This is a genomic window from Helicobacter sp. MIT 00-7814 (genome assembly GCF_003364115.1).
In the GTDB taxonomy this organism is placed as follows: Bacteria; Campylobacterota; Campylobacteria; order Campylobacterales; family Helicobacteraceae; genus Helicobacter_F.
In genome coordinates this window covers 21,859-46,384 of sequence record NZ_NXLL01000011.1, presented here as the reverse complement: position 1 = coordinate 46,384, position 24,526 = coordinate 21,859, and the positions used below count along the sequence as shown (strand labels likewise).

The 24,526-nt window shown below is 40.8% G+C and carries 20 protein-coding genes and 1 tRNA gene; 8 read left to right on the top strand and 13 right to left on the bottom strand.

Going from position 1 to position 24,526, the window contains the following annotated elements; genetic code table 11:
* Window positions 1-10 precede the first annotated feature (10 nt).
* From CQA49_RS04775 to CQA49_RS04750, 6 genes are all read left to right on the top strand, one after another.
* Window positions 11-2,179, top strand: a complete 2,169-nt coding sequence (locus tag CQA49_RS04775; RefSeq protein ID WP_115574828.1) for a bifunctional (p)ppGpp synthetase/guanosine-3',5'-bis(diphosphate) 3'-pyrophosphohydrolase — start codon at window positions 11-13, stop codon at window positions 2,177-2,179.
* 10 nt (window positions 2,180-2,189) lie between these two features.
* Entirely contained in the window at window positions 2,190-3,431 is a 1,242-nt protein-coding gene (tyrS, locus tag CQA49_RS04770; protein ID WP_115574827.1) for a tyrosine--tRNA ligase, read from the top strand.
* Window positions 3,432-3,491: 60 nt separating this feature from the next.
* Window positions 3,492-4,583 (top strand): nitronate monooxygenase, encoded by a 1,092-nt coding sequence (locus CQA49_RS04765; RefSeq protein WP_181882608.1) that lies wholly within the window; start codon window positions 3,492-3,494, stop codon window positions 4,581-4,583.
* Between the two features lie 78 nt (window positions 4,584-4,661).
* Window positions 4,662-5,798 (top strand): N-acetylmuramoyl-L-alanine amidase, encoded by a 1,137-nt coding sequence (locus CQA49_RS04760; RefSeq protein ID WP_115574847.1) that lies wholly within the window; start codon window positions 4,662-4,664, stop codon window positions 5,796-5,798.
* A gap of 28 nt (window positions 5,799-5,826) precedes the next feature.
* Complete coding sequence (locus tag CQA49_RS04755; protein ID WP_115574825.1) at window positions 5,827-6,675, top strand: hypothetical protein; 849 nt, start codon at window positions 5,827-5,829, stop codon at window positions 6,673-6,675.
* 70 nt (window positions 6,676-6,745) lie between these two features.
* Window positions 6,746-7,813 carry a tetratricopeptide repeat protein gene (locus CQA49_RS04750; RefSeq protein WP_115574824.1) on the top strand — a complete coding sequence of 356 codons (1,068 nt, stop codon included), beginning with the start codon at window positions 6,746-6,748 and terminating at the stop codon, window positions 7,811-7,813.
* A 96-nt stretch (window positions 7,814-7,909) separates the two neighbouring features.
* On the opposite strand, the gene CQA49_RS04745 is transcribed toward CQA49_RS04750, so the two are convergent.
* From CQA49_RS04745 to CQA49_RS04705, 8 genes are all read right to left on the bottom strand, one after another.
* A tRNA-Ser gene (locus CQA49_RS04745) sits at window positions 7,910-7,997 on the bottom strand.
* 82 nt (window positions 7,998-8,079) lie between these two features.
* Window positions 8,080-9,666, bottom strand: a complete 1,587-nt coding sequence (locus CQA49_RS04740) for a phospholipase D family protein (RefSeq protein ID WP_115574823.1) — start codon at window positions 9,664-9,666, stop codon at window positions 8,080-8,082.
* Between the two features lie 451 nt (window positions 9,667-10,117).
* Window positions 10,118-11,428, bottom strand: coding sequence for a glycosyltransferase family 2 protein (locus CQA49_RS04730; RefSeq protein ID WP_115574822.1), 1,311 nt, complete (start codon window positions 11,426-11,428; stop codon window positions 10,118-10,120).
* Complete coding sequence (locus CQA49_RS04725) at window positions 11,415-12,335, bottom strand: glycosyltransferase family 2 protein (RefSeq protein WP_115574821.1); 921 nt, start codon at window positions 12,333-12,335, stop codon at window positions 11,415-11,417. The genes CQA49_RS04730 and CQA49_RS04725 overlap by 14 nt, the downstream gene beginning before the upstream one ends.
* A 7-nt stretch (window positions 12,336-12,342) precedes the next feature.
* Window positions 12,343-13,974: a glycosyltransferase family 2 protein gene (locus tag CQA49_RS04720; protein ID WP_115574820.1), complete on the bottom strand. Its 1,632-nt coding sequence runs from the start codon at window positions 13,972-13,974 to the stop codon at window positions 12,343-12,345.
* A 15-nt stretch (window positions 13,975-13,989) separates the two neighbouring features.
* Entirely contained in the window at window positions 13,990-15,657 is a 1,668-nt protein-coding gene (locus tag CQA49_RS04715; RefSeq protein ID WP_115574819.1) for a glycosyltransferase family 2 protein, read from the bottom strand.
* Window positions 15,658-15,663: 6 nt separating this feature from the next.
* Window positions 15,664-16,788 carry a non-hydrolyzing UDP-N-acetylglucosamine 2-epimerase gene (wecB, locus tag CQA49_RS04710; RefSeq protein ID WP_115574818.1) on the bottom strand — a complete coding sequence of 375 codons (1,125 nt, stop codon included), beginning with the start codon at window positions 16,786-16,788 and terminating at the stop codon, window positions 15,664-15,666.
* A 67-nt stretch (window positions 16,789-16,855) separates the two neighbouring features.
* Window positions 16,856-17,695, bottom strand: coding sequence for an alpha-1,2-fucosyltransferase (locus tag CQA49_RS04705; protein ID WP_115574817.1), 840 nt, complete (start codon window positions 17,693-17,695; stop codon window positions 16,856-16,858).
* A gap of 144 nt (window positions 17,696-17,839) precedes the next feature.
* Between CQA49_RS04705 and CQA49_RS04700 the strand changes: the two genes are divergently transcribed.
* On the top strand, window positions 17,840-18,955 hold the full coding sequence (locus tag CQA49_RS04700; RefSeq protein ID WP_115574816.1) for a GDP-L-fucose synthase: 1,116 nt from the start codon (window positions 17,840-17,842) through the stop codon (window positions 18,953-18,955).
* Window positions 18,956-18,988: 33 nt separating this feature from the next.
* Window positions 18,989-19,765, top strand: coding sequence for a glutamate 5-kinase (gene proB / locus CQA49_RS04695; protein ID WP_115574815.1), 777 nt, complete (start codon window positions 18,989-18,991; stop codon window positions 19,763-19,765).
* A 75-nt stretch (window positions 19,766-19,840) separates the two neighbouring features.
* On the opposite strand, the gene CQA49_RS04690 is transcribed toward proB, so the two are convergent.
* The 5 genes from CQA49_RS04690 to CQA49_RS10470 all read right to left on the bottom strand — a co-directional run bounded on the left by CQA49_RS04690 (window position 19,841) and on the right by CQA49_RS10470 (window position 24,458).
* Window positions 19,841-20,818 (bottom strand): hypothetical protein, encoded by a 978-nt coding sequence (locus CQA49_RS04690; protein WP_115574814.1) that lies wholly within the window; start codon window positions 20,816-20,818, stop codon window positions 19,841-19,843.
* Complete coding sequence (locus CQA49_RS04685) at window positions 20,815-21,816, bottom strand: sulfatase-like hydrolase/transferase (RefSeq protein ID WP_115574813.1); 1,002 nt, start codon at window positions 21,814-21,816, stop codon at window positions 20,815-20,817. Before CQA49_RS04685 ends, CQA49_RS04690 begins: the two co-directional genes overlap by 4 nt.
* A complete protein-coding gene (locus CQA49_RS04680; RefSeq protein ID WP_115574812.1) occupies window positions 21,780-22,742 on the bottom strand; it encodes a hypothetical protein in 963 nt (320 codons plus the stop codon). Before CQA49_RS04680 ends, CQA49_RS04685 begins: the two co-directional genes overlap by 37 nt.
* A gap of 106 nt (window positions 22,743-22,848) precedes the next feature.
* A complete protein-coding gene (gene dapE, locus CQA49_RS04675) occupies window positions 22,849-24,162 on the bottom strand; it encodes a succinyl-diaminopimelate desuccinylase (protein ID WP_115574811.1) in 1,314 nt (437 codons plus the stop codon).
* A complete protein-coding gene (locus CQA49_RS10470; protein WP_258864194.1) occupies window positions 24,162-24,458 on the bottom strand; it encodes a hypothetical protein in 297 nt (98 codons plus the stop codon). Before CQA49_RS10470 ends, dapE begins: the two co-directional genes overlap by 1 nt.
* Window positions 24,459-24,526: the final 68 nt, after the last annotated feature.

The window sequence follows — 24,526 nt, the reverse complement described above, 5'->3', positions numbered from 1 at the left end:
GGGAGATAGGGTGAATTTTTTTTCACAAATAGCTGCGATTGATAGTGTCGAGCATGCTATCACCAATCTCCAAACCCTCACAAAAATCACCCCAAATATCCAAAAAGCCATCGACAAAGCGATTTTCTACCATCAAGGGCAGTTTCGCAAAAGTGGGATTCCCTATGTTGTGCACCCCGTTTGTGTGGCGTGCATTGTGGCGTTTTATGGTGGCGATGAGGTTATGCTATGTGCGGCACTTTTGCATGATGCGGTTGAAGATACGCAGTGCAGTTTAGAAGATGTGCGCGAGGAGTTTGGCTGGGATTGCGCGCATTTGGTTGATGCACTGACAAAAATCGTAGAAATCCGCAAAGAAGAGTTTGAATCTAGCAAAAATCCTTCAAAAGATTCTGACATTAAGCTTGTGGCATCCGCGCTTTCTTTTCGCAAAATGCTACTTGCATCAATCAAAGATATCCGCGCTTTTGTGATTAAAATCTGCGATCGAATGCATAATATGCTAACGCTTGATGCCCTGCCTCATCATAAACAAATAAGAATCTCCGAAGAAACGCTTGTCGTGTATGCACCTATCGCGCACAGGCTTGGGATTTCTTCACTCAAAGCCGAGTTAGAAGAGCGCAGTTTTTATTATCTATTCCCTCAAGAGTATGAAAAAATCGAAAATTATATGAAAGAAAATCATCAAGCAATTAGTTTGAAGCTTAATTCTTTCATAGATACCGTCCGACATTTGCTACTTAGCAATGGCTATAATGAAAAGGATTTTAGTATCGAGCATCGCATAAAGCGCAATTATTCAATTTATCTCAAAATGCAAAGAAAGGGCGTAGAAATCGATGAAATACTTGATTTGCTCGCAGTGCGCATTATCTTAAAAGAACCGCTTGACTGCTACAAAGTGCTTGGAATCTTGCATTTAAACCTTAAGCCCGTAGTTTCGCGCTTAAAAGATTATATCGCTATCCCTAAGGAAAATGGCTACCAAACAATCCACACAACGATTTTTGATAAATCAAGCATTTTTGAAGTGCAAATCCGCACCATTGATATGCATAAATCCGCGCAATATGGAATCGCCGCGCATTGGAAATACAAAAGTGGGGGCAGAGAGCCAAATTTAAGCTGGGTAAATAATTTGCAATACCAAAATAACTCGATTGAGGAATTTTACGAGCTTGCAAAAAATGATCTCTACAAAGAAGATATCATCGTTTTTTCGCCAAAGGGCGATACTTACAGCTTGCCACTTGGCGCGGTGGTGCTGGATTTTGCCTATGCTATTCACACAGATATTGGTAGTCGCGCAAAAAGCGCCTTTGTCAATCATCAAAAAGCCTCTCTTTTACAGCCGCTCAAAAATAGCGATATCGTGCGTATCATCACCGCTGAAAGCGATGAGGAAGTAAAGCCAAAGTGTAGCTATATCGATGCACTCAAAACTTCAAAAGCAAAAAATCATCTCAAATTACAATGCCAGCAACGCATAAAAGAGATTGACAAAAAAAGCGCGATAAATATCCTTGCGACAATGTTTGAAAAAACGCCACAGCAAGTAGAGGAATACCTAAAAAGAGGGAATCTAGATTCTGAAGTGTATAAAATTATGCGCGATAGGAGCTTTTTTCGCAATGTGAAAAATTATATTAAAGAATTTTATGAAACCCAAAAAGGCTTTTTAAATATTTTCAAGCCAAATCGCTTTAAGGTGCGCCAAATCAAGCTTGATAATATTATGGCGTTTAGTAATTTTTCAATTAGCGAAGCGATTTTTGATTATTGCTGTCACCCAAAATATGGCGATGAGATTTTAGGGATCAAAAACGGCGCAAAAATTGCAATCCATCATAAGCTCTGCAATCGAGCAAATGCAGAAATTGACAAAGGCGCGCAAATGGTATTTGTGCAGTGGCTGGAAAATCAAAAATACAATTATAAGATTCTCGTCGCATTAGAGGACAAAAGAGGCGCGATTGCCGAGCTTTTATTGCTTATCAAAAAATACAATTATCGCATTGTGCGCCTAAATTACGACAGAATCAACAGCACTTTTTCCACGCTTTGTGAAGTGGTGGTGGAGAGTAACACAAGCAACACAAAACCACTCAAAGACGCGCTGGAGCAAAATTACAACATCGTAGAATTTAGCGCGCTCAAAGATGCGTATTCTAAGTGAAAGGAGAAAAATGCAAGAATATATCAATAGCCTAGATTCCACGCAGTTGGAGAATCTAAAAACTGCGATGAGTGAGATTAAGCGCGGGAGCGCGGAATTTATCGGGGAGGAATATATCGCGTTTTTGGTGGCACGCTTTTTGAAAGAAAACAAGCGCTTTATTATCAAGGCTGGCTTTGATCCGACTGCGCCAGATTTGCACTTAGGGCATTCTGTGCTTTTGCAAAAACTTGCGACTTTTCAGCGCTTTGGCGGAGATGTGAAGTTTCTTATCGGTGATTTTACCGCGACAATTGGCGATCCTAGCGGGAAAAGCGAGACAAGAAAGCCTCTAAGCAAAGAGCAGGTGCAAGAAAATGCGCGCACTTATAAAGAACAGGTTTTTAAGATTTTAGATTCTGCACATACGGAGGTTTGCTTTAATTCCGCGTGGATTGAGCCACTAGGCGCGAGCGGGCTTGTCAATCTTAGCTCAAAATTTTCTGTGGCAAGAATGCTAGAGCGCGATGATTTCACAAAACGCTACAAAAACAATCAGCCAATTTCAATTATTGAGTTTCTTTATCCACTTTTGCAGGGTTATGATTCTGTCGCGCTCAATTGTGATATTGAGCTAGGTGGGAATGATCAGAAGTTTAATTTGCTTGTGGGGCGCACTTTGCAGCGTGCTTATGGGCTAGAAAAAGAGCAGAGCGTGCTTACCATGCCACTTTTAGAAGGATTAGATGGCGTGCATAAAATGAGTAAATCGCTTAATAATTATATCGGTATTACAGAATCTCCAAACGCGATGTATGCGAAGATTCTAAGCATTTCAGATGAGCTTATGTGGCGGTATTATGAATTGCTTTCAGATATTAGTTTGCAAGAATTGCAAGATTTAAAAGCGCGCGTGGAATCTGGGGCTTTCCACCCAAAAACCGCAAAAGAAAATCTCGCCCTAGAGCTTACCGCAAAATACCACAGCCAGCAAGATGCGCTAAAGGCAAAAGAGGAATTTGACAGCGTATTTACCAAAAATGAGATTCCAAGTGATATACAGAGTTTTAGCTTTGGCAAAGATGAGTGGATTTGCAAAATCGCGCTAGATTGTGGATTGTGCGCTTCTACTTCTCAAGCAAGGCGCGAGATCAAAGCAGGCGCGCTCAAGCTAAATAAGCAAAAAATAAGCGATGAAAATTTAAAATTACAACCCGGAGAATATATCTTACAGGTTGGAAAACGGCGCTTTGCGCAGATTTTAGTTAAATAGCGAGTTTTGGTAATTTAAAATGAGGTTATTTAAATAGAAAAAAATTAAGGGAATAAAAGGATACTGATGCAATTAAAACCTCTAAAAATAGGCAAACACACCATTAAATACCCCATCTTTCAAGGTGGAATGGGCGTGGGGATAAGCTGGGACAAACTCGCTGGGAGTGTTTCAAAAGAAGGCGGGCTTGGGATTGTGAGCGCCGTTGGCACGGGATATTATCAAAAAATGCAATTTGTAGAAAGAATCGTGAATCTAAAGCCTTTTGAGGCGATTAATTTTTATTCTAAACAAGCATTAGGCGAGATTATTAAAAATGCGAGAAAAATTTGTGGCAATGCCCCACTAGGCGTAAATATCCTCTATGCGATAAATGAATATGGGCGTGTGGTGAGAGATGCGTGCGAAGCGGGGGCAAATATCATCGTCACAGGTGCAGGATTACCAACAAATATGCCAGAATTTAGCAAAAAATTCCCCGAAGTCGCGCTTGTGCCCATTGTCTCTTCTGCAAAGGCATTGCGTATTATTTGCAAACGCTGGAAAGAGCGTTATTGTAGGATTCCCGATGCCGTCGTGGTTGAAGGACCTTTGAGCGGCGGGCATCAGGGCTTTACTTATGAGGATTGCTTTAAGCCAGAATTTCAATTAGAATCTATTCTGCCTCAAATTGTCGCGGAAGCAAAGCAGTGGGGGGAAATTCCAATCATTGCAGCAGGCGGGATTTGGGATAGAGATGATATCAATCGTATGCTGAGTTTAGGTGCTAGTGGCGTGCAGATGGGGACGCGCTTTTTGGGTTCATTTGAATGCGATGCGCCAGCCTACAGGGAGCTTATGCTAAAGGTGAAAAAAGAAGACATTGCGCTTATTAAATCGCCTGTGGGCTATCCTGCACGCGCGGTAAAAACAGGCGTGCTAGCGCGCCTAGAAGAAGGCAATGCGCCAAAAGTGCGCTGTGTGAGCAACTGCGTCTCGCCTTGCAATCGTGGTGTGGAGGCTAAAAAAGTGGGCTACTGCATTGCAGATTCTCTAGGAGCGGGGCATTTGGGCGATATGCAAAATGGCTTATTTTTTACAGGTGCAAATGGTTATAAAATTGACAAGATTCAAAGCGTGCATGAAATCATCGCAGAGCTTACGCAAGAATAACAAGCGCTGAAGGAATAAAATTTGGAAAATGGGCAACTTAGCAAGGTTTTGCGCGTAAGCTTAGCCCTTTTTCTCTTTTTGCAATGTTTCACGCTTGCAGACACGCTAATAACGCAAATTACGCCTTACAAGGTGCTTTCCCTCGTCCCTTTTGGGGATAATAATCTTAAAATCGTTTTTAACCAAGATACACAGAATCTAAAGCTCAAAGAAAGCAAGCTCAAAGATGGGCGCGTGTTTATCGATATTGAAGCGATTTTAGTTGTGCCAAAAAGAAGCTTTATTTTTAAAAATAACTCTACTATCAATGTCGCGCAGAACACAAAAGAAATCCTGCGCCTTGTGATAAAGCCAAATGAAAAATACACCTACACTTTGCAAAAGCAAGAGCAAAATCTCTATATTAGGCAGGAATTAGCAGATTCTAAAGCGACAAAGCCAGCAAAGCCAAATCCCCCAACCACCCAAAGCGAAAAGCCCAAGCAAGAATCTAAACCCACGCCGCCACCAAAACCAACGCCCCCTGCCGCGCAAAATAACACAAAGAAAAAAATCGCCATAGATCCCGGACATGGTGGCAAGGACTGCGGTGCGATGGGCGCGAACAAAATATGCGAAAAAACTATCGTCTTAGAAGTGGCAAAGCTCCTTCACGCAGAGCTTAAAAAGCGCGGTTACATTGTCTATATGACGCGCAATAATGACACTTTTATCGATCTTATCGATAGGACGAAATTTGCCAATGACAAGGGCGTGGATTTGTTTATCTCAATCCATGCGAACTCTATCCCTGTGGGTAGGAAATCTCCTAGCGGGATTGAAACCTACTTCCTCTCCACCAATCGCAGTGAAAAAGCGCTCAAAGTCGCAGAAGCCGAAAATATCGGCGATATCGCAACGATGAATCATTTTTCAAAACAAACTTTTCTCAACACCATCAACAATCACCGCCTCATCGCCTCTAGCAAGCTTGCCATTGACATACAAGCAGGCATGAGGGAATCTGTGCGTCGCAAATATAAAAATGTCGTTGATGGTGGCGTGCGCGATGGTCCATTTTGGGTGCTTGCGGGCGCACTTATGCCATCTGTCCTCATAGAAATAGGCTATGTCTCGCACAATACTGAAGGCAAGCTTCTCACAACCAAAGACTACCAAAAACTTTTGGCTGAAGGCATCGCGGATGGAATCGATGATTATTTGGATAAAAATTAGAGAAAAATTAAAGGTAGGGGCTTAAGAAGTGAAAATTACAGATAATATTGTGAGCGTGATTTACTCGTGCTTGTTTTTCGCGCTTTTTTGCTGGGTGAGCGTCACGTTGTTAGGCTCGCGATTTTTAGAGACTTTTTCTTATATATTTTTTATCTTTATCCGCGAACATGGGGTTTTTGTGTGGCTGACAAATTTTATTCTCTTTTGTGGGGCGCTTTTAAGCATTGTGTTTTTAGTGCTTGGAAGCAAGAAGTTTGAGTTTATTCTTCATGCGCTGATTGTGTGTTTTTGTATCGGTTTTGTGTATATTATCGTGCTTACTTCAAATGCCCCAACGCCCAACAAACAGGACATCACAAGCCTACTTTTGATTGAATCAAGCATCGATCATCGCGGTATGGTGGAAAGTATTTTGGATTACAAAACGCGGATTCTCACAAGTGGATTTGTGTATGTGTTTTTTATCTTTCTGCCACTAAGTTTGCGCCTTTTTCATATCGTGCCAAATACCAAAACCACCATCGGTGCGCTTTTAGAAATGCTAAAGCCAAGTCTAAATATCGTTGTGATGGCACTTTTTGCCTGCGCATTGCAGCCATTTTATTTTAAGACAAATTTTTATGGTTATTTGGATTTGCTCTGCTTTATTGCGGGATTTGTGATGCTTGTCCTCACACTTTGGCGTCATAAGCCAAAGCTAGATTTTTATAGTATGAGTAATATTGTCATGCTTTGTTTGGGCGTAGTGCTTGTGTTGCTTTGCTCAAATATTTTGGCAAGCTCGGATCAGTATTTCAATGTGCGCTACACTTTGTATGCTTTTGTGTTTGTGGCGTGGTATGCGGAGTGGGCGTATAGCTACATTACGCGCACATGAGGCAAAAGGATTTGACAAAAATGGTATTTTTTTTGCTTTTTAGATTCTTAAAAGTTTTGGAGATTATGTGATGAAATCTATTTTTGTAATATTGCTAGTTTGTGTTGGATTCTTGTATGCAGAGCCTGAAAATTCCGCAGATGCGACAATCTCACAAGTGCCAAGCGCGCCCGCACCAACAGAATCTAACAAGCCTAGCACAGATTCTCTTCTCGCGCAAGCCCCACAAATTACCCCGCAGGATTTACAAAAGCAAGATGCTAGTTTTGATGATTTTGAATCCATCATCCAAAATTCCAATGCCGCGCTAAACTCTGCCATTGCCTTTGCCAAAATGGGCGAATACACAAAAGCACTCGATCTTTTCACACAATCTTGCCAAGCTGGGAATGCTGCGGGTTGCTTTGGAAGTGGGCTAATCTATATGTATGGTATGAGTAATGGCGTGCCTGAGCCAGCTACAGCGGTGAAATTTTACACACAAGCTTGCGCTGGTGGCGATGCAGTGGCATGTGCGAATCTCGCTCTTGCGTATGATAATGGCAATGGTGTAGCGCAGGATAAAGCACAAGCGCATGAGCTTTATGGCGTGGCTTGTGCTGGCGGTGATAGCCTTGCTTGCACGAATCTCGGCTGGTCGTATGCAAATGGCGTGGGCACGAAAAAAGATTATGCAAAAGCGCTAGAAGCCTATCGCACCGCATGCGCGCTAGGAAGCGATTTGGGATGCTACAATTTGGGACTTATGACAAACACTTACAATGTTTTTGGGATGAATAGGGACAAAATGGGGATTGTGGAGATGAACTATGTCGCGTGCGAGCAGGGCGATATCGTGGCGTGTGGGAATCTAGGCTTTTTGTATGCGACAGGGAGTGAGGGCGCAAATCAAAGCTACTACTACGCGGCAAAATACTTCACTATCGCGTGTGATAGCGCGCATATGCAGAGTTGCAACAATCTAGGCGTGCTTTATGATGGCGGGCTAGGCGTGCGACAGGACAAGGCACGCGCTGTGGAGCTTTTTGGCTTAGCGTGTGATTATGGGATGCAAGAGGCGTGCAATAACTTTAGCCTTATGCAAAATTACGGCACACTCAACCGCGGCGGCATCGTGGGCGATATTTTTGGAATGTAAGTAGTTTTTGAAATTTCCCTATTTTTGATTGCTTAAAGAATCCTAAGCAAGGTATTTTGTAAGATAGTGTAATTTTAAAAATGTAGCGATAAACTCTGGCAGAGAGGAAGGGATTCGAACCCTCGAAGGCTTGCACCTTACACGCGTTCCAGGCGTGCTCCTTCAACCACTCGGACACCTCTCTAAAAAGCACTTGCAGTTTTAAGCAAAAAACCTTTGCAAGCAAGCGCGCAATTATATAAACTTTTAACTTCAAAAAACTTTAGCTAGATTTGATCTTCAGGCAAAATCTTTGAAATAAAGCTCGCGGCTTTAAGCAAAAAGTTTGCGTTTGGCTCGCTTGTGTGGATTTCAAACACGCCATCTTTATTGTAGCCTTTCCAATAAGTTTTCCCATCAATGCTCCACACACGCCAAGAATCCGCCATTTGCTCCTGTATGTCGCGCTTTGTCTTTTGCGCAAACTCTGCATTGTCAAACACCACGACAGATTCTGTATTAAGGCTTCTTGAGCGCTCATCAAGATTGAAACTTCCTATCCAAGTAATGCGCTCATCAAATACAATGCTTTTGCTATGCAAAGACGCGCCAGCACTTGAATTGAGCTTTGAGCGCAAACCAGCATTTTTCTTTTTGCCCTCATATTGATACTCATACACCGCTACACCAGCCCTTGCTAAATGATCCCTGTAGCGCTCCCACGCGCCATACACCACAAGAGAATCTGTCGAGGCAAGCGAGTTTGTGAGCACATTTAGGCGGATACCGCGATTTTTAAGCTCTTCTAAACCCTTTGTCATATGTTTGCCCGGCACGAAATACGCCGCTGCGACATAAATCTCATCAGTGGTGTGCAAAAAAATCTCGCGCAACGCATTAGAAATCGGGCGCTCAATATTTGGATTTTCAACCTTAAGCGGAGAATCTGCCAAAAACTTCGCATTCCCCCACGCAAGCGCAAATTCTTTATTTTTGTAGCGTGTTAAAAATTCACTCAACAATTCCTCATATTTCGCATGTTCATCAGAATAGGTTTTAAGCTTTGTAACTGCCTTGCTAATGTCTTTTTGATAGTTTTTCATAGTGCGCTTGCTAGGAAGAAGATAGGCTGGGATTGAGCGCTCATATTGCCAATAAAGCAAGAAATTTTCGCTCGCTTCTTTTGCCACCTGTCCTAGGAAAATCGCATCTGTATCGGCGAAATTTGTCTTTGCGTTGTTGTCAAAATAATTATCCGCCACATTGCGCCCACCGATGATAAGTGCGAGCTCATCAACGACAAAAATTTTATTGTGCATGCGATGATTGATTCTATTAAAATCATAAATCATCTCTGGGTAGCGCAGGACTTTTGAGCGATTTTTGTAAGGATTGAAAATTTTTACCTCGATATTTGGGTGAGAATCAAGCGTGATAATATCCGAAAAATCAGAATCTAGCCCATTGTCATCGATGAGCATTCTCACCTTCACACCGCGATTTGCCGCCTTCCATAGCTCATACATAAAGACTTTTGAGGAAATCTCATCTTTATAAATGTAGCTTTGCAAATAAATGCTTTTTTGCGCGATGCGTGTGAGCGCGGTGCGGTGCAAAAGCGCTTGCGTGCCATCAGTGATGAGCATCGCGCCACTTTTATTTTTATTTTCCTCTAGCTCTTTAGCATACACTTGCCCGATGAGCGTTTCTTGCGGGTTGAAAGGCTCGATACTTATGCTTTTTGTGATTTTACTTTTATCGACATCTTTGATATTGACGACTACAGACGAACAGCCCGCATAGACAAATAAGCACAGCACGAAAACAACAAAAATATTTGTGGTGCTAAAAAGATATTGGCTTATAAATGTCATCTCTTAATCCCTACAAAATTTTGCAACATTTTAGAAATGCTTTATAATACTCAAATTTTTCTTGATTTTCTTTAATCAAACATTGAGATATAAAATAAATGCTAATGGGTAATATAACAATAATAGAAAAAACCTTATCAAATATTTTTTACCGCCTATGATTAAAAATAACCATAAATTTAATACTATTAGCGGAAAAATCATATACCCAACCATCGCAAGAAAATCCTTAAATCTATCTGAATGATACGCAATTACAGGCGCGAGCATCCAAACAAATATACAAAGTATAATCCAAAAAATATAAAGTATTTTGAATGCTTTCATATTATCCCATTTCTTTTGCATTTTTATCCTTTATCCTTTTAAATTGATTTCTCATTGCGCCATTCCCTGTGCTGTTCTAGGGTGTAGCTCTAAGGTTTTGTTTTTTTGTAGTATTTTATAAAATTTAGAGCAAATAGCGTAGATTCCCAATAAATTTTAGCTTTTTTGGTTGGCGGTGCAAATCTTTGAAAAACCACAGCAGAGTGTAGAATTTTGAAAGATTGAAAGTTTTAAGAATCTGCTTAATCCCTAAAGGATCGATTTTGAGCGAGGTTTTAAAAATTTGCAAGTGATTTAAAATTGTAAATTCAAAAAAGCGTTTGTAGTCTTGCGCGCTTGTTTGGATGGATTTTGCTTGCGTAGATTCTGTAGATTCTAAATATTTTGCATCTTCTAACGCGAGACAATCTATGTAAAAAGTCCAAATTTTTAGCGCTACAATGCAGTAGCAATAGGCTTTAAAATAATCGCGTAAATCTTTGTAATTTTCAAAATAAGGTTTGAGCGGTTGGAGGGCGGTTGGGAGATTTGGCGGGAAGGCGGTTTGTTTTTGCGATGAGGTTACAGAGTTTGGGCGTGAGCGGTAGATATAGCCTTCTACGCCGATATAGCCGACTTTTTTTGCGAGGCAAAAAAGCAGCGTGCCAAAGTCGTGGTCTTCATGGAAGATTCCATTTGTGAAGCGCAGATTATAGCGATTGAGGATTTCAGAGCGGAAGCACCCCTGCCACGCAAAGTAAAAATCATAAATATGATTTTGACTAAGCAATTTCGCGCCAAAATCATAGCTATCTTTTCGCACTTTTTTGAAAATCCCAAGTCGCTGGTGGTGCTTGAAAGTCTTGTTTCCTTCAAAATATTCTATCAAATTGTGCGCGCAAATTTCCAAGTGAGAATCTTCCATCGCACGCGCGCAAGATTCCATACAATCAAGTGAAAGATAATCATCAGAATCCACAAAATGGATAATGCGCGAGGGCAGTTCTTGTATGATTAAGTCGTTAATATTGCTAATGTTTGCTCGGATAAAATTTGGCGTGATAGCTGTGAAATGCTCTTGCAGCGCGCTTTGTGTGAGCATTTTTGTAGCAGGTGTGAAAGCATGCGTTTGGGTGAAAGAATAAATAGGCTTGCCTTGCTTATGCGGATTTTCAATCATTGTGCGCAAAGGCGTGTGTTTGATAAATTCTAAGCCGATGTTGCGCGCGTTCCCAAGTCCGAGATTTGGCGTGGAGATGATGAAGATTCTCTCATCTTTGCGCGCGTATTCTAGCGCGATATCAAGGCTAGAATCAAGACTGCCATCATCTACAAGCACGATGTCAAGGTTTGTGTAGCTTTGGTTTATCAGACTTTCCAAGCACTCGCGCAAGTATGGCTCGACATTGTAAATAGGGACGATGATAGAGATGAGGGGATTTTTATTTGCAGTCATTTTTAAGCCTTTGAAGTTCTTTTTTACGCAAAAGTCGCAAGTATTTTTTTCGCACACTTGAGTAAAGATAGTAAAAAAATCCCTTTGTCTTGCGCGTGTCGTTTAAAAGCGAGCATTGCAAATCATAAGAGATTATGCGTGCATAGATTGCGTGCTTTGGCTCTGCTATTTGCAATGAGGCGATTTGGCTAAGGACATATTGATGATCACAAATACTTTTTGCAAGCTTTTGCGCGTCATTTCTCTTTGTGATAGAATCTAAATTTTCACAATAAAAATAAAGTGCATCAGGGATATACGCGGCATTTTTGGCATGGAATAAAAAAAGCAAAAACATAAAAGCATCTTCAGCCATTGTGATTTTTTGCATTGTCGGAAGGGAGTTGCAGGCATTTTTGTAAGTGGAAGTTTTATAGATTTTATTGCAAAGATTCCAATAGCCTTTGCCTTGCGAAAAGAGATAGATACAAAAAGCATCGATTTTGCCTCTAAATTTGTGCTCAAAAAGTGAATCTTTGTAAAATTCCCCGCCTTCTTGTTTAAAAAAATTAAAGCCTAAAATATCGATTTCTTGTGTAGATTCTAAAAGCGCGGTGTGTAGAATCTCGCACACTGATAAATCCAAATAATCATCAGAATCTAAAAAGAGCAAATATTCCCCGCTAGCGTGCAGTGCGCCATTATTGCGACTTGCAAAAGTGCCTTGATTTTTTTCGTTGTGAATTATTTTAATCCGTAAATCTCTGCTGGCAAATTCTTTGGCAATCTCCATGCTTTTATCTTGTCCGCAATCATCTACGATGATGATTTCAATATCCCCAAAGCTCTGATTTATGCAAGATTCTAGCGCTCTGGCAATGTAGTTTTGTACATTAAAGGCAGGAAGGATAATTGAAAATTTTGGCATTATTGTGTCACTTTTGGTATTTTTTGATTCCTAAAAATCGCTTTATTTTATGGCGGATAGCTCTTTCGATGGATTTGAAAATATATCCCGCACCTTCTTTGCGGAATTGCGCCTTTGTGTAAAGTTTGCGCGCATTTTTGTAAGCATTTTTATTAGAATTTTTAAGAATCTTAAATCCAAGTTCAAGGCACTCTTTCATTGCGTCATTGAAGCGTTTTTGGTTTTGTAAATCCGCATAAAGCGCCACTTCATTTGTGCTAATTTTTTGCGTGCTTTCTGGTATCTCTCCCCAAAGGTGAAATTTCCCATAAGGTTGCGCTGGGACAAAAGTTTTCACCCCAATTTTTTGTAAAGCAAGCGAAAAGCCCATATCCTCTCCCGCGACTTTGTATTTTTGCAAGCTTTGTGTATTTGCAAAAAATGTTTCAAGCCATTGTTTTTTGAAAAACCACGAATGCCCCACGAAATCAACTTCCGCGCACCACTTGTTTGGATTCCTCCAACCGAGTGTAAAAAAGTCTTTATAAGGGTAATTTTCTGGCTTTTGCAACACCACGCCAGTCGTCCCATACAGCCCCTCCTGCTTTTGCATATGTAAAAAACAATTAGCCAAAAAATCCCTACCCGGAATCGTGTCATCATCAAACACACATACAAGCTCCGAGCTTGCCCTCCTTTGTGCGAATCTAAATCGCTCCCATACACCTTTATTTTCCTTAGAAATCTCAATAATATCAAATTCTTTCTCTATCTCTTTTGGAATCTCAATGCCTTCAAACACACCATCTTGATAAAGCAAAATTTCTTTTGGTTTTAGCGATTGATTCTGAATTGCTCGCAGTTGCTCTTTTAGTGCTTGTGGGCGTTTGTAGAGATTAAGCACGACACTTACATTAAGTTCATTTTCATAGATTGGCATTACGCAGTTTCTTTCCGCATATTCATTTCCCGGTATCATATAAGGGCGCAACGCCTCAGCTCCAGCGTTTCCAGCCTGCCCGGATTTGAAATAAAAGTCAATCGATGAGCCAAAGTCAATGTAGCGATTGTTTGGATTATGTAAAAAAAGCCGCGAAATTACAATGGGCGACAAAGGACCGCAGGACACGACAAAAAGCAGATTTTCCCTTTCGCCAAAATCTTTTTTAATCTCGCTTAGTAAATTTTGCAAATCCTCTTTAAAAAACGCATTGCAATCATCGCTGATTTCATAATGTTTGAGAATATTGAGATTCCCTATTTTCTTGCCCTTTGCGCGGTGGTTTGCGATTAGCACTGCATCTTCGCTTAGTTTTTCAAAATATTCTTTAAAACGCCTGTGGTTGATATTGACAAAAATATTTGAAAAGCTTAGATTCTTTGATTTTATATGTGTTTGATACCAGCAAGTCGCTGCTTCATCGCAACACGGGCAAGAGACGGCATAAATCAATCTTTCATCAACGATATTGAGTGAATCTAAAAGCGCGTTAGCAAAGTCTTTGTTGTCTTGGACTTCCCAGCCTTCTTGCGCCCTTACGCTATCACCCACTATAATTGCCCTCTCACCATCAGCACTACGGATAAGTGAAAAATTCTCTTTTTTATAAAGTTTCTCAAAGATTCTGTCAAATTCTTTGTCTAAATACAGTGTTTTCATTGTGAGCTATCCTTTTTATTTTTTGTTTCTCCCAAAATAGACTTTTAATTTAAGCCGAATTCCTCGCTCGAGTGCTTTGAGTTTGGATTTTATGAAGCTTTTGGCAACTTTCCATATATATATATATATATATATATCACCCTCTTTTTTCTTCTGCGCCTTGTGATAGAGCAGAGTGGATTCCCAGTAGGCTTTTTTGTTTGTTTTCTTAAGTGTTTGAAAACCAAGATCGAGGCATTCTTTCATTGCATTATTAAAGCGCTTAAGATTTTCCTCATCTTTATGTAGGGCTACATCTGCGCTTCCATAGGTTTCTCCAAATTTTGGATGCGAACCCCACATTTGTGGTTGGTCGTAAATTTGTGGCGGGACAAAGGTTTTTACCCCAATTTTTTGCAAAGCAAGCGAAAAGCCCATGTCTTCCCCCGCAACTTTGTATTTTTGCAAACTTTGTGTATTTGCAAAAAATGTTTCAAGCCATTTCTTTTTAAAAAACCACGAATGCCCGACAAAATCAACTTCCGCTCGTCGTTTATTTGGATTGAGCCAACCAAGAATTAAAAAGTCCTTATATGGATAATTTTGTGGTTTCTGCAGGATTATGCCTATTGTCCCATACAGCCCTTCTTGTTTTTGCATTTCCCTATAGCAGTTCATTAGAAAGTCGCTTCCTGGAATACAATCATCATCAAACACGCAAACAAGCTCCGAGCTCGCCCTTCTTTGTGCGAATCTAAATCGCTCCCACACACCTTTATTTTCCTTAGAAATCTCAATCACATCAAATTCTTTCTCTATCTCTTTTGGAATCTCAATTCCTTCAAACACACCATCTTGATAAAGCAAAATTTCTTTTGGTTTTAGCGATTGATTCTGAATTGCTTTCAATTGCTCTTTTAGCGCTTGTGGGCGTTTGTAGAGATTAAGCACGACACTTACATTAAGTTCATTTTCATAGATTGGCATTATGCAATTCCTTTCTGCATAGATATTGCCCGGGATTGTATAAGGACGCAATGCTTCTGCCCCCCCCCCTAGTTCTCCTTGCTTAAAGTAAAAGTCAATCGATGAGCCAAAATCAATGTAGCGATTGTTTGGATTATGTAAAAAAAGATTATAAATGATGATTTCAGCCAATGGTCCTGCGGAAATAACAAAAAGTAGATTTTCCCTTTCGCCAAAATCTTTTTTAATCTCACTTAATAAATTTTGCAAATCCTCTTTAAAAAACGCATTGCAATCATCGCTGATTTCATAATGCTTGAGAATATTAAGATTCCCTATTTTTTTGCCCTTTGCGCGGTGATTTGCGATTAACACCGCATCTTCGCTTAGTTTTTCAAAATGCTCCTTAAAGCGTCTATGATTAAAATTAACGAAAATATTTGCAAGGCTTAGGTTTTTAGATTCTATATGTGTTTGATACCAGTAGGTTGCTACTTCATCGCAACACGGACAAGAGATAGCGTAAATAACGCGAGGATCATTAAGCCCAAGGGTTTGCAAAAGTGCGTTAGTGAAGTTTTGATTATCCTCCACTTTCCAGCCTTCCCCGCTTCCATAGCTTTGCCCTACCATAATCGCTCTCTCGCCATCGCCATAACGCAAGAGACTGAAATTCTCTTTTTTATAAAGTTTCTCAAAGATTCTGTCAAATTCTTTGTCTAAATACAGCGTTTTCATTGTGAGCTACTTCCTTTCAAAAAATGCTTTAATAGCCAAAAAAATTCTTTCACTTGCTTTGCCGTCCCCATAGGGATTTTGCTTATTTGTATGAAAGGGATTTTGCAAATAGTAATCCGCGCGCTTAGAAATAAGCTCTTCATCATTCCCCACAAGCTCGCTGAAGCTAGATTTTAGCCCAGCTATCCTTTCTGTGAAGTTGCGCAAAACAAGCACCTTAACCTTAAAGCTCGGTGCTTCTTCTTGTATGCCTCCACTATCGCTTAAAATTAGCGTGCTGTGCTTCATTACATTGATTAGATCGATATAATTGAGCGCTTCGCATAAAATGATATTTTGCTTGTTTTGTAAAATTTGTGAGAGCGCTTCTTTGACATTTGGATTTGGGTGCAAAGGCAGTATGAAAGTAGCCTCTGTGTGCTTATCTGCAAGATTTAGTATGCACTTTGCTAGAGCTTTTATATTGCTGTGATTTTCCCTTCTGTGGATTGTTACAAGCACGATCTTATCTTGCTTGAGCTTTAAACCTAAGCGTTGCAAGCGTTTTGTAGAATTTGCTAGCTCATTTTTATCGATACAATGCATTGCATCGATGCCGGTATTTTTGGTGACAAAAATCGCGTTTTTGTCAATATTTTCTTTTATAAGATTCTGAGAATCCTCTTTTGTGGGGCAAAAATGCAGATTTGCTAATTTGCTAATCATTAGGCGCATAGCCTCTTCAGGGAATGGCTCATAAAGGTTACGCGAGCGCAAACCCGCCTCAATGTGGAAAATCGGCAACTTTTTATAAAAAGCCGATAAAGCGCCACAATACGCACTCATCGTATCTCCCTGCACGATCAAAGCATCAATCTGATGCTCGCTTAAAAGCGCATCAAGCTTAGTAAGAAGCTTTGCGTTAAGCGAAGGCAAGCTCTGATTTTTTGTCATCACATTGAGATTGAAGTCTGCTTTGAGGTTGAAAAATTTCAGTGTTTGGTGGCTTAAGTGTTTTTGCTGCTCTGTGTTGCACAAAAAAACTTCCATATCACTTTTTTTGGCATCTTTTTGCGCCTTGAAATACAAAAACAACGGAGCAAGCTTAATAACCTCTGGTCTCGTGCCAAGGACAAAGAGAATCTTTTTCAATTGATGCCTTTTGTTGAAAACTTGAAATTATTTTGTTTGTGTATTCTATCTAAAAAAGCAAGAATTTTTATATTATTTTGACATCAAAACCGCCACCCCAACCTTTCGGGGCGATGATAATTTTTTGCGGATTCTCATTGAGTGCCCCCCCCCATAATGAAAAAGTAGAATTAGCTATAATATTATGCTTACAGGCTCGCATAAGCTCTAAGTCGTAATGCGCCTTTTCTTGCGGGTTGTGATCCATGATAAAAAAGCGTTCCCCGCCCAATTCTCTCGCATTTTCCCTAAGCCATGCGCTATCATCTGAAAAAAGAAAATAGCAAGGATTTTCCACGCGTTCATTTATGTAGCCAATCGCGCGCTTGTAGTAATCCATATCACACAAAGCACAGCCAAGCGCGATATAATCCCCGCGCCTAATATGCACACTCACCGCGTTGCAGGATTTGATTTGCGCTAAAATCCCCATATTTATAGAATCTAGCGCATTTTTAAGCGTTAATTCCTTTCGCAAATCCCCTAAAAGTGGCGCAAAATATTTTGCGTTTTGAAAATAGCCTTCGTAAAAAGTGTTTTTCTTTGTTTGACGCAAGAGATTTTCATCATAGATTCTCGCGCCATCTTCATTTTCTCTAATATATTCGCGAAAATATTTTCTCAATGGTTTTGGGACAAGCGAGCCTTTGAGCGTGCAGTATTTAACATCTTTTGGCGTGGCGGTTTTAAGCGTGATATTGTAGTTTTGTAATAAAAATGGGCGCGGGAATTCACCATCTTCAATTTCTGGTGTATAAAAGCTAGTATCAAGCAGCACTTCGCATTGAAACTTTTCCTGCAGTGCGCGCGCAAATGCATATTGAAACATTTGATTCCCAAGCCCACCCATAATTTTTACAATTTTCACAATTCCACCACCTTAGCCTTAATTAGCGTGTGATTATAGCAAATTTCGCTATAATGCGCCGTTTTATTTATGCACTTTAAAGCGCAAGAGAGCAAATGTTTAAATCGCTTTAGAGGGCATTAGAATCCGCAAAGAGAGGGGAAAATGGAGAAAGATTCTAAGATTTTTGTCGCTGGGCATAGAGGACTGGTTGGCTCGAGCGTGGTTAAGGCATTGCAAGAGAGTGGCTTTACAAATATCATTACCAAAACGCGATCAGAGCTTGATTTGCGTGATTTTAATGCGGTGGAAGAGTTTTTCAAACAAACTAAGCCAGAATATATCTTTTTATGTGCCGCAAAAGTTGGTGGCATAGCCGCAAACAACCAATACAGGGCGGATTTCATCTATGAAAATCTTAGTATTCAAAATAATATCATTTTTAACGCCCACAAGCACAATGCAAAAAAACTCCTTTTCCTCGGTAGCTCGTGCATTTACCCAAAGAACGCGCCTCAGCCGATTAAAGAAGAGCACCTTCTCACAAGCGAGCTAGAATACACAAACGAGCCCTACGCAATCGCCAAAATCGCGGGGCTTAAGATGTGCGAGAGCTTCGCATTGCAATATGGGTGCAATTTTTTGAGCGTGATGCCGACAAATCTTTATGGCGACAATGATAATTTTGACCTCTACAGCTCGCATGTGTTGCCCGCGCTCCTGCGTAAAATCCACCTAGCAAAGCTCTTGTCAGAAGGCAAGCTTAAGGAAGTAGAATCTGATATTGGCTTAAGCGGGGAAAAGGCGCAAGAGTTTTTGCAAAAGTTTGGCATAAGTGCGCAAAGCGTGCAAATCTGGGGCAGTGGGAATCCACGGCGCGAGTTTTTGCATGCTAAAGATTTGGCAAAGGCATGCGTGTATGTGATGCAAAATATTGATTTTGCAGATCTTGCTGGGGCGGATTCTAACGCGCAAGGTGTGCAAAAGGTGCAAGGCGCGCAAAACGAGGCAAAACAAAACGAGACGAAAAAAGAAGTGCGCAACACGCATATAAATGTCGGCTTTGGCAGTGACATTAGTATCGCGGATTTGGCGCGCCTTATCCAAAAAATCGTGGGCTTTGAGGGCGCGCTTGTGTTTGATACGAGCAAGCCTGATGGGACTTTTGCAAAGCTTATGGATTCTTCAAAGCTCAATCACCTCGGCTGGAAACCAAGCATAAGCCTTGAAGAGGGCATTAAAGCGGTGTATCAACATTACAAAGAAACTCATCAATGCTAGAATCTTATCAATTTAAGGAATTAAAGGAATACTATGGCTAAAAATCCCCCAAAAAAGCGTGTGGTGCTTAAATTTGGCAGTTCAATCTTAAGCGATGGTAATGCGATAAATCAAGTGCAAATCCAAAATATCGCGCGCCTTGTTGTCGAGCTACGCGCGCGCTATGATGTTTTGCTGGTGAGCTCTGGGGCGGTGGCGAGTGGCTACACGCGCGTGAAAATCGATAAAAGCCTCATGCCAAACAAGCAGGCTCTTGCGAGTATCGGGCAGCCTTTGCTTATAGAATCTTATCGTAAAGAGTTTGCGCCTTTTGGCGTTGAGATCGCGCAGATTCTGCTAACCGGGCATAACTTTGATTCTCGCAAGCAAACAAAATGCGCCAAAGACTGCGTGGAGACGCTTTTAGCACATGGTGTTTTGCCAATTTTCAATGAAAATGATTCTACTGCTGTGCATGAGTTTATTGGCGATAATGACAGGCTGGGCGCGTTTGTGGCGCATTATTTTGACGCGGAGATTTTGGCGATTTTGAGTGATATTGATGGCTATTTTGAGAGCAATCCAAAGAAAAATCCGCACGCAAAGATTCTCTCGCGTATCCAAAATATAGAATCTAGCGCGCTTGAAGAGCTTGCTAGCCCAAATGCGCATTTTGCCACAGGCGGGATTGTTACTAAGCTTCAAGCCGCGCAGTTTCTGCTTGAGCGTGGCAAGGCGATGTTTTTAAGCAATGGTAGCAAATTAGAGGTTGTGAAAGAATTTTTACTCAACGACAACCAAATCAGCGGAAGTTTGTTTAAGAGGGACTAAAAGCAAATCCGCTAGTTTTGCGCGCTAATTTGCAAAATTTTAAAAACAGAATCTAGCATTCCGCTTAAAAGATTCTTAGTAAGTTCTGCATTTTGCTTTGTCTTCCAAGCGACATTCTTTGCTTTTAATATCCCAAAAATCCGTATAAAACATTGTTGCGCCTTTGCCAATGTGTGAATCCATAAAAGCGCCTTCATTGCTTGAAAACGCCATAATACAGCCGCCATTTGCGATAAATTCCTGCGCTTGCTTTAGCGTTTTTTCATTTTTTAGCACTGAAGTATGTAGGGCTAGCATCGGGATTCCAAGTTTGCGCGCGAGGTCAAAATCCGCACTTGAAAGCATGGGATAAAGTATGCCTGCCTTGCGCGCTTTGTAATAATTATTAAGCCCAAAGGCTTCGACTAAGAGATGGTCTTTTGGGAGTTTTAGCTGGGTTATTATGGCATCAAAATTATTGAGCTTGTCAGTTACCAAATACGCCTGCGGGTTGGCGTTAAAAATTTCATTGATTGAATCTAGCTCAAGCGGGGTAAATTGATTAAAGATTTTTGCGTTTTTGATGTAGTCTTTGTTTGGGGCTTTGAGTGCGTCTTTGCTTTCTAAAAACTCCTTGCTCTTGCCTGTGATTGAATAAAAATGCTTATAGTCATGCGCGCCAAAAATTTTACCTTCATCATCAAGCATCAAATCCAACTCAATAAATTTAAATCCTCGAGCAAGAGTGCCAAGCAGGGCTTCTTTAGAGTTTGTGTAGGAATAGCTTTTTGGTATCCCCCCCCCCTCTACAGATTCTACAGAATCTATAATTCCTCCGCCAGCGTGCGCTATGTAGGTGTATGTCGGGTCGTTTGCTATGGTCTTATTGACAAGCGGATTGAAAGGGCATTTTTCGTTTTTGAGCGATAAAAGTGTGGCTTCAAGCAAGTAGCTATCGTCAATCTTGTATTGCTCTTTGAGCGTTAATGCGCGCTTGTATAAAAGGCTTGCACCTAGGATAATTACCGCAAGGAACGCTAATGCGCCAAGTATTTTGAATTTGTGTTTTTTCATTTTGTCTCCTTTTTTGTGTGTTTGGTGAAATCTGGCTTCCAAAGAGAATCATAAAAGCGCGAGCTTTGGTTAAGCGCCTTATTAAACTCCTGCGCGCCAAATTCCTCCAAGAGTGTTTTTCCTTTAAGCGGATTGCGTCCAAGTCCAAAGGCTTCAACCTCTAATCCGATGGAATCTAAAATAAGCGCGCTTATATCAAAATGGCTAAGTTGGCGATTTTTGATAAGTTCTGGCTGTGGATTTGTGCTAAAGCTAGGATTAATAAAAGCGTTAAAAACTGCGCGTTTGGTGTCTTGCGGAAAAAAGTTTTGCTTCATACTAAGATGATCACCCAGCACGATGATAGTAGTATCTTTGTAAAAATCCTGTTTTTGCGCCCAGTCAATAAATTCTGAAATAAGCTTGTCCGCACACAAAATAGAGCTTTGATAAGGTGTTTCATCGCTAAGATTTGGGCAATTTTGTTTATCTGTAAAACCATTTGGGTGGTGTGTGTCAAGAGTTGCTAAAAAAAGCGCAAAGCGCGGGGATTCTTGCGTTTTTTCTTTGTTATAATAGCGTTCTTGCCACTCTTGCAAAAAGAGTTTTCCTTCGTTTAAGACAAGCGCATCTTTAATCCCCCATATGCCATTTTTTGTTTGTGGATTAATATTGTGCGCGCTAAGATATTGTTCGTCAAAATATTTTGCGCCTTTAAGTGGGATAAAATGCGAATTAAAAAACTGCAACATTCCAGAAAAAGCTGTATCACTTCCCTGCACGGCTTGAAGTGTGTAACCTAGCGAGTGGAGTACATCACCTATGCAAGTGGCAGATTCTAAAAAATGTCCGCGAGAAAAAGAATTCCCACCTATTGGAAGTTTTAGCGGGACGGCACACATATAAGAAGTAAGCCCAGCAATCGTCCAGCCAGTGCCTGCAAGCTGTGTCGTGCCTCCAAAGGTTTGCGTGGAGCTAAAGTTTATATGTTGCGTTGCAAGGGTTGAAAGATTTGGCAAAAGCTCGCCAAAAGGCGCATACTGCCCCCCCCCCTAATTGCACTTTTTAAGCTAAAGGTAGATTCTAAAGATTCCACAAAGATAACAATAAGATTTTTTGGAGCAGAATTGATTTTAAGCGCGAAAGGTTTATAGTGTTCTTCAAAAAGTGTGGAATCTTCACGCTGAAAAAGTGCCTTGAAAGCGCCAAATTTTTTATCCACAAGATTAAGAGATGCTAAGATAAGCGCGATAACGCCACCATACTGCGCACTTAAGACAAAAGTGCGTGAATAACGCTTGAAGTAAGCATAAATTTTGTTTATAAGGTTTCTTAGCGCAGTGTAAAATTTTGGTAAAAAATATTTTATTGCGCTATAGAATCTTGGGATTGCCTCTTTGCAATAATGATAAATTGGCACGCTAAAAATTAGCACACTAAGCAACACACTAGGAAAAAGGACGCGTTTTGCAAAGCTAGCAAACAGCGCAATTTCTGGGAGTTTGAGCTCAAAGAGAAATTTATCAAGCGTAGTTGGCGCATAGAGTGTATAAACCCTATAAATCCAAAGAGCAAAAAATATTACAAAAAAGAATGTAAGTATGAAGAAAAATGGCGCGCAAGATTTGAGCGCGTGAAAAATTTTTGTGTGCTTAAGAATCTTGCGTAAAAATAATTTGAGCGCTTTAAATGCAAGTGGGCTCAAGCTAAGAATCGCGCTTAGAATCACACTAGGAAAGATCACATGCTCTCTAAAACTCATAAGAAACTTAGGATCGACATCATTAATTGGGAATTGTAGGTGAAAAAGGATTTGTAAAAATGTGACTTTGCCATAAATGGAGCTTATCCAAGCGCTTGAAAAAAGTAGGAAAAACCCACCAAAAAAGAGTGCAAAAAGTATAAGGGGACTAATAAAGCGTAAAAAAGAAAGGACTTTGGGCATACGCAACCTTTATGTTTAAATTTTTCAAAAAAAGCGCAATTGTAATTAAAAAAATCTTAAGATTCTCTTTGTGTGATTTTTATTTGCAAGCGTTGGGTTTTTGTGCTTACTTTACAAAATCCTCTAAAAATTGCAGGAAAATTTCTTGCAAGATTTTCACATCGCCTATCTTTACGCATTCATTTACAGCGTGGATTGTGTCATTTGGCACGCCGACTTCTATCACGCTAATTGCTCTTGCACCAAAAAAGCGCGCGTCACTCGTCCCGCCTGCTGTGCTTAAAAGCGCCTCTTTGCCACACACTTTTTTGATGCTTTTTTGCATGCGCGCGATAAGTGGATTTTCCCTTTGTGTGAGAAATGGCAACGAGCTTTGGCGCAATTGCAAGCTAAACTCTAAGCCCGCGCATACTTCCCTCACATAAGATTCTACGCGCTCTAGCGAAGTCTGCGGGGAATTACGCACATTAAAAAGGATTTTCACCTCATTTGGCGTGACATTTGTAACCTCTAGCCCCCCGCGGATATCGGTAATCACAAGCTTGCTTGGTTCAAAATCGCCATCGCCATTATCCAAATTCACCCCCGCTAACTTCCCTAGACGCGCGCCTAAAAGCTCCACAGGATTCACACATTGCGCAGGATAGGCGACATGCCCTTGCTTGCCAAGGATTTTTAGCACACCATTGATACTTCCGCGCCTACCGATTTTGATACTATCGCCAGTTGTCTTGCTAGCAGTTGGTTCAGCCACGATCACCATATTTGGCATTAAGCCTTTTTCCTCTAGCAGAGGTAGCATATATTGCGTGCCATAGGTGCCTTCACCCTCTTCATCGCTTGTGAGAAGTAGAGAAATTTTTAAATATTTTTGCGCGTCTTTGTTACGCTCCAAAAATTCCAAAACCGCACAGATAAAGGCACTCACACCACCTTTCATATCCTGCGCGCCACGCCCATAAATAATGTCATTTTTTATCACCCCAGCAAAAGGCTCATATTCCCAGCCTTCCCCCGGTGGCACGACATCAATATGCCCAGCAAAGCAAATGTGAGGGGGTGTAGATTCTCCAAAATCCATTTTTTGTATCGTCTGCGCGGAAGTGAATTCCGCTTCGCCTCCGCTCCACTTCGTTTCGCGCGCATACTCGGCGTTTTTTGATTGATAAGAATCTTGGATTCTGTCGCGTCGTTTAGATTCCTCAGAAACCGCAGAATCCGCAAAATCCTTGCTATACGCAAAAAGATTTTTCACGCCGCCAGCTTCTTGCTCGAGGAAGTCAAAATGCGGGCTCAAAAGATTTTTTACAAGCTCGTAGATTCCGCATTCTTTGGGCGTTATGCTAGGGTAGGTGATGAGCTTTTGCAAAAGGGAAACGCAGTCAAATTTGCAATCAGGCTTTGGTGCTAAAGGGGACATTATTTTTTCTCATACAAGCTATGATGCCAAATGCTAAAGCCAACGAGCGCCACGCCACTAAGCACATGGATAGTTTTTGCGCTGTTATTTTTCATAAAAAACGCGCTCCCCACGCAAGTAAGCAAGCTCACGCTCATACCAAGCTTTGCAATTTCGCGTTTAGAATCTAGGGATTGCAACAAGTTTTTTGCGCCTTTTTGCGCGCTTTTTTCCTCTAAAATGTGCGCGTTGGCTTTTTGTGAAGTTGCTTTTAAAGGCGCTTTTTGCGAGTTTTTAGGTGTTTTTTTGCGTGGCATGGAATCTCCTTGTAAAATAATCTAGTGTTTTTTGGCTTTTTTGCGCATTTTGCCAAAAACTTTGCGAC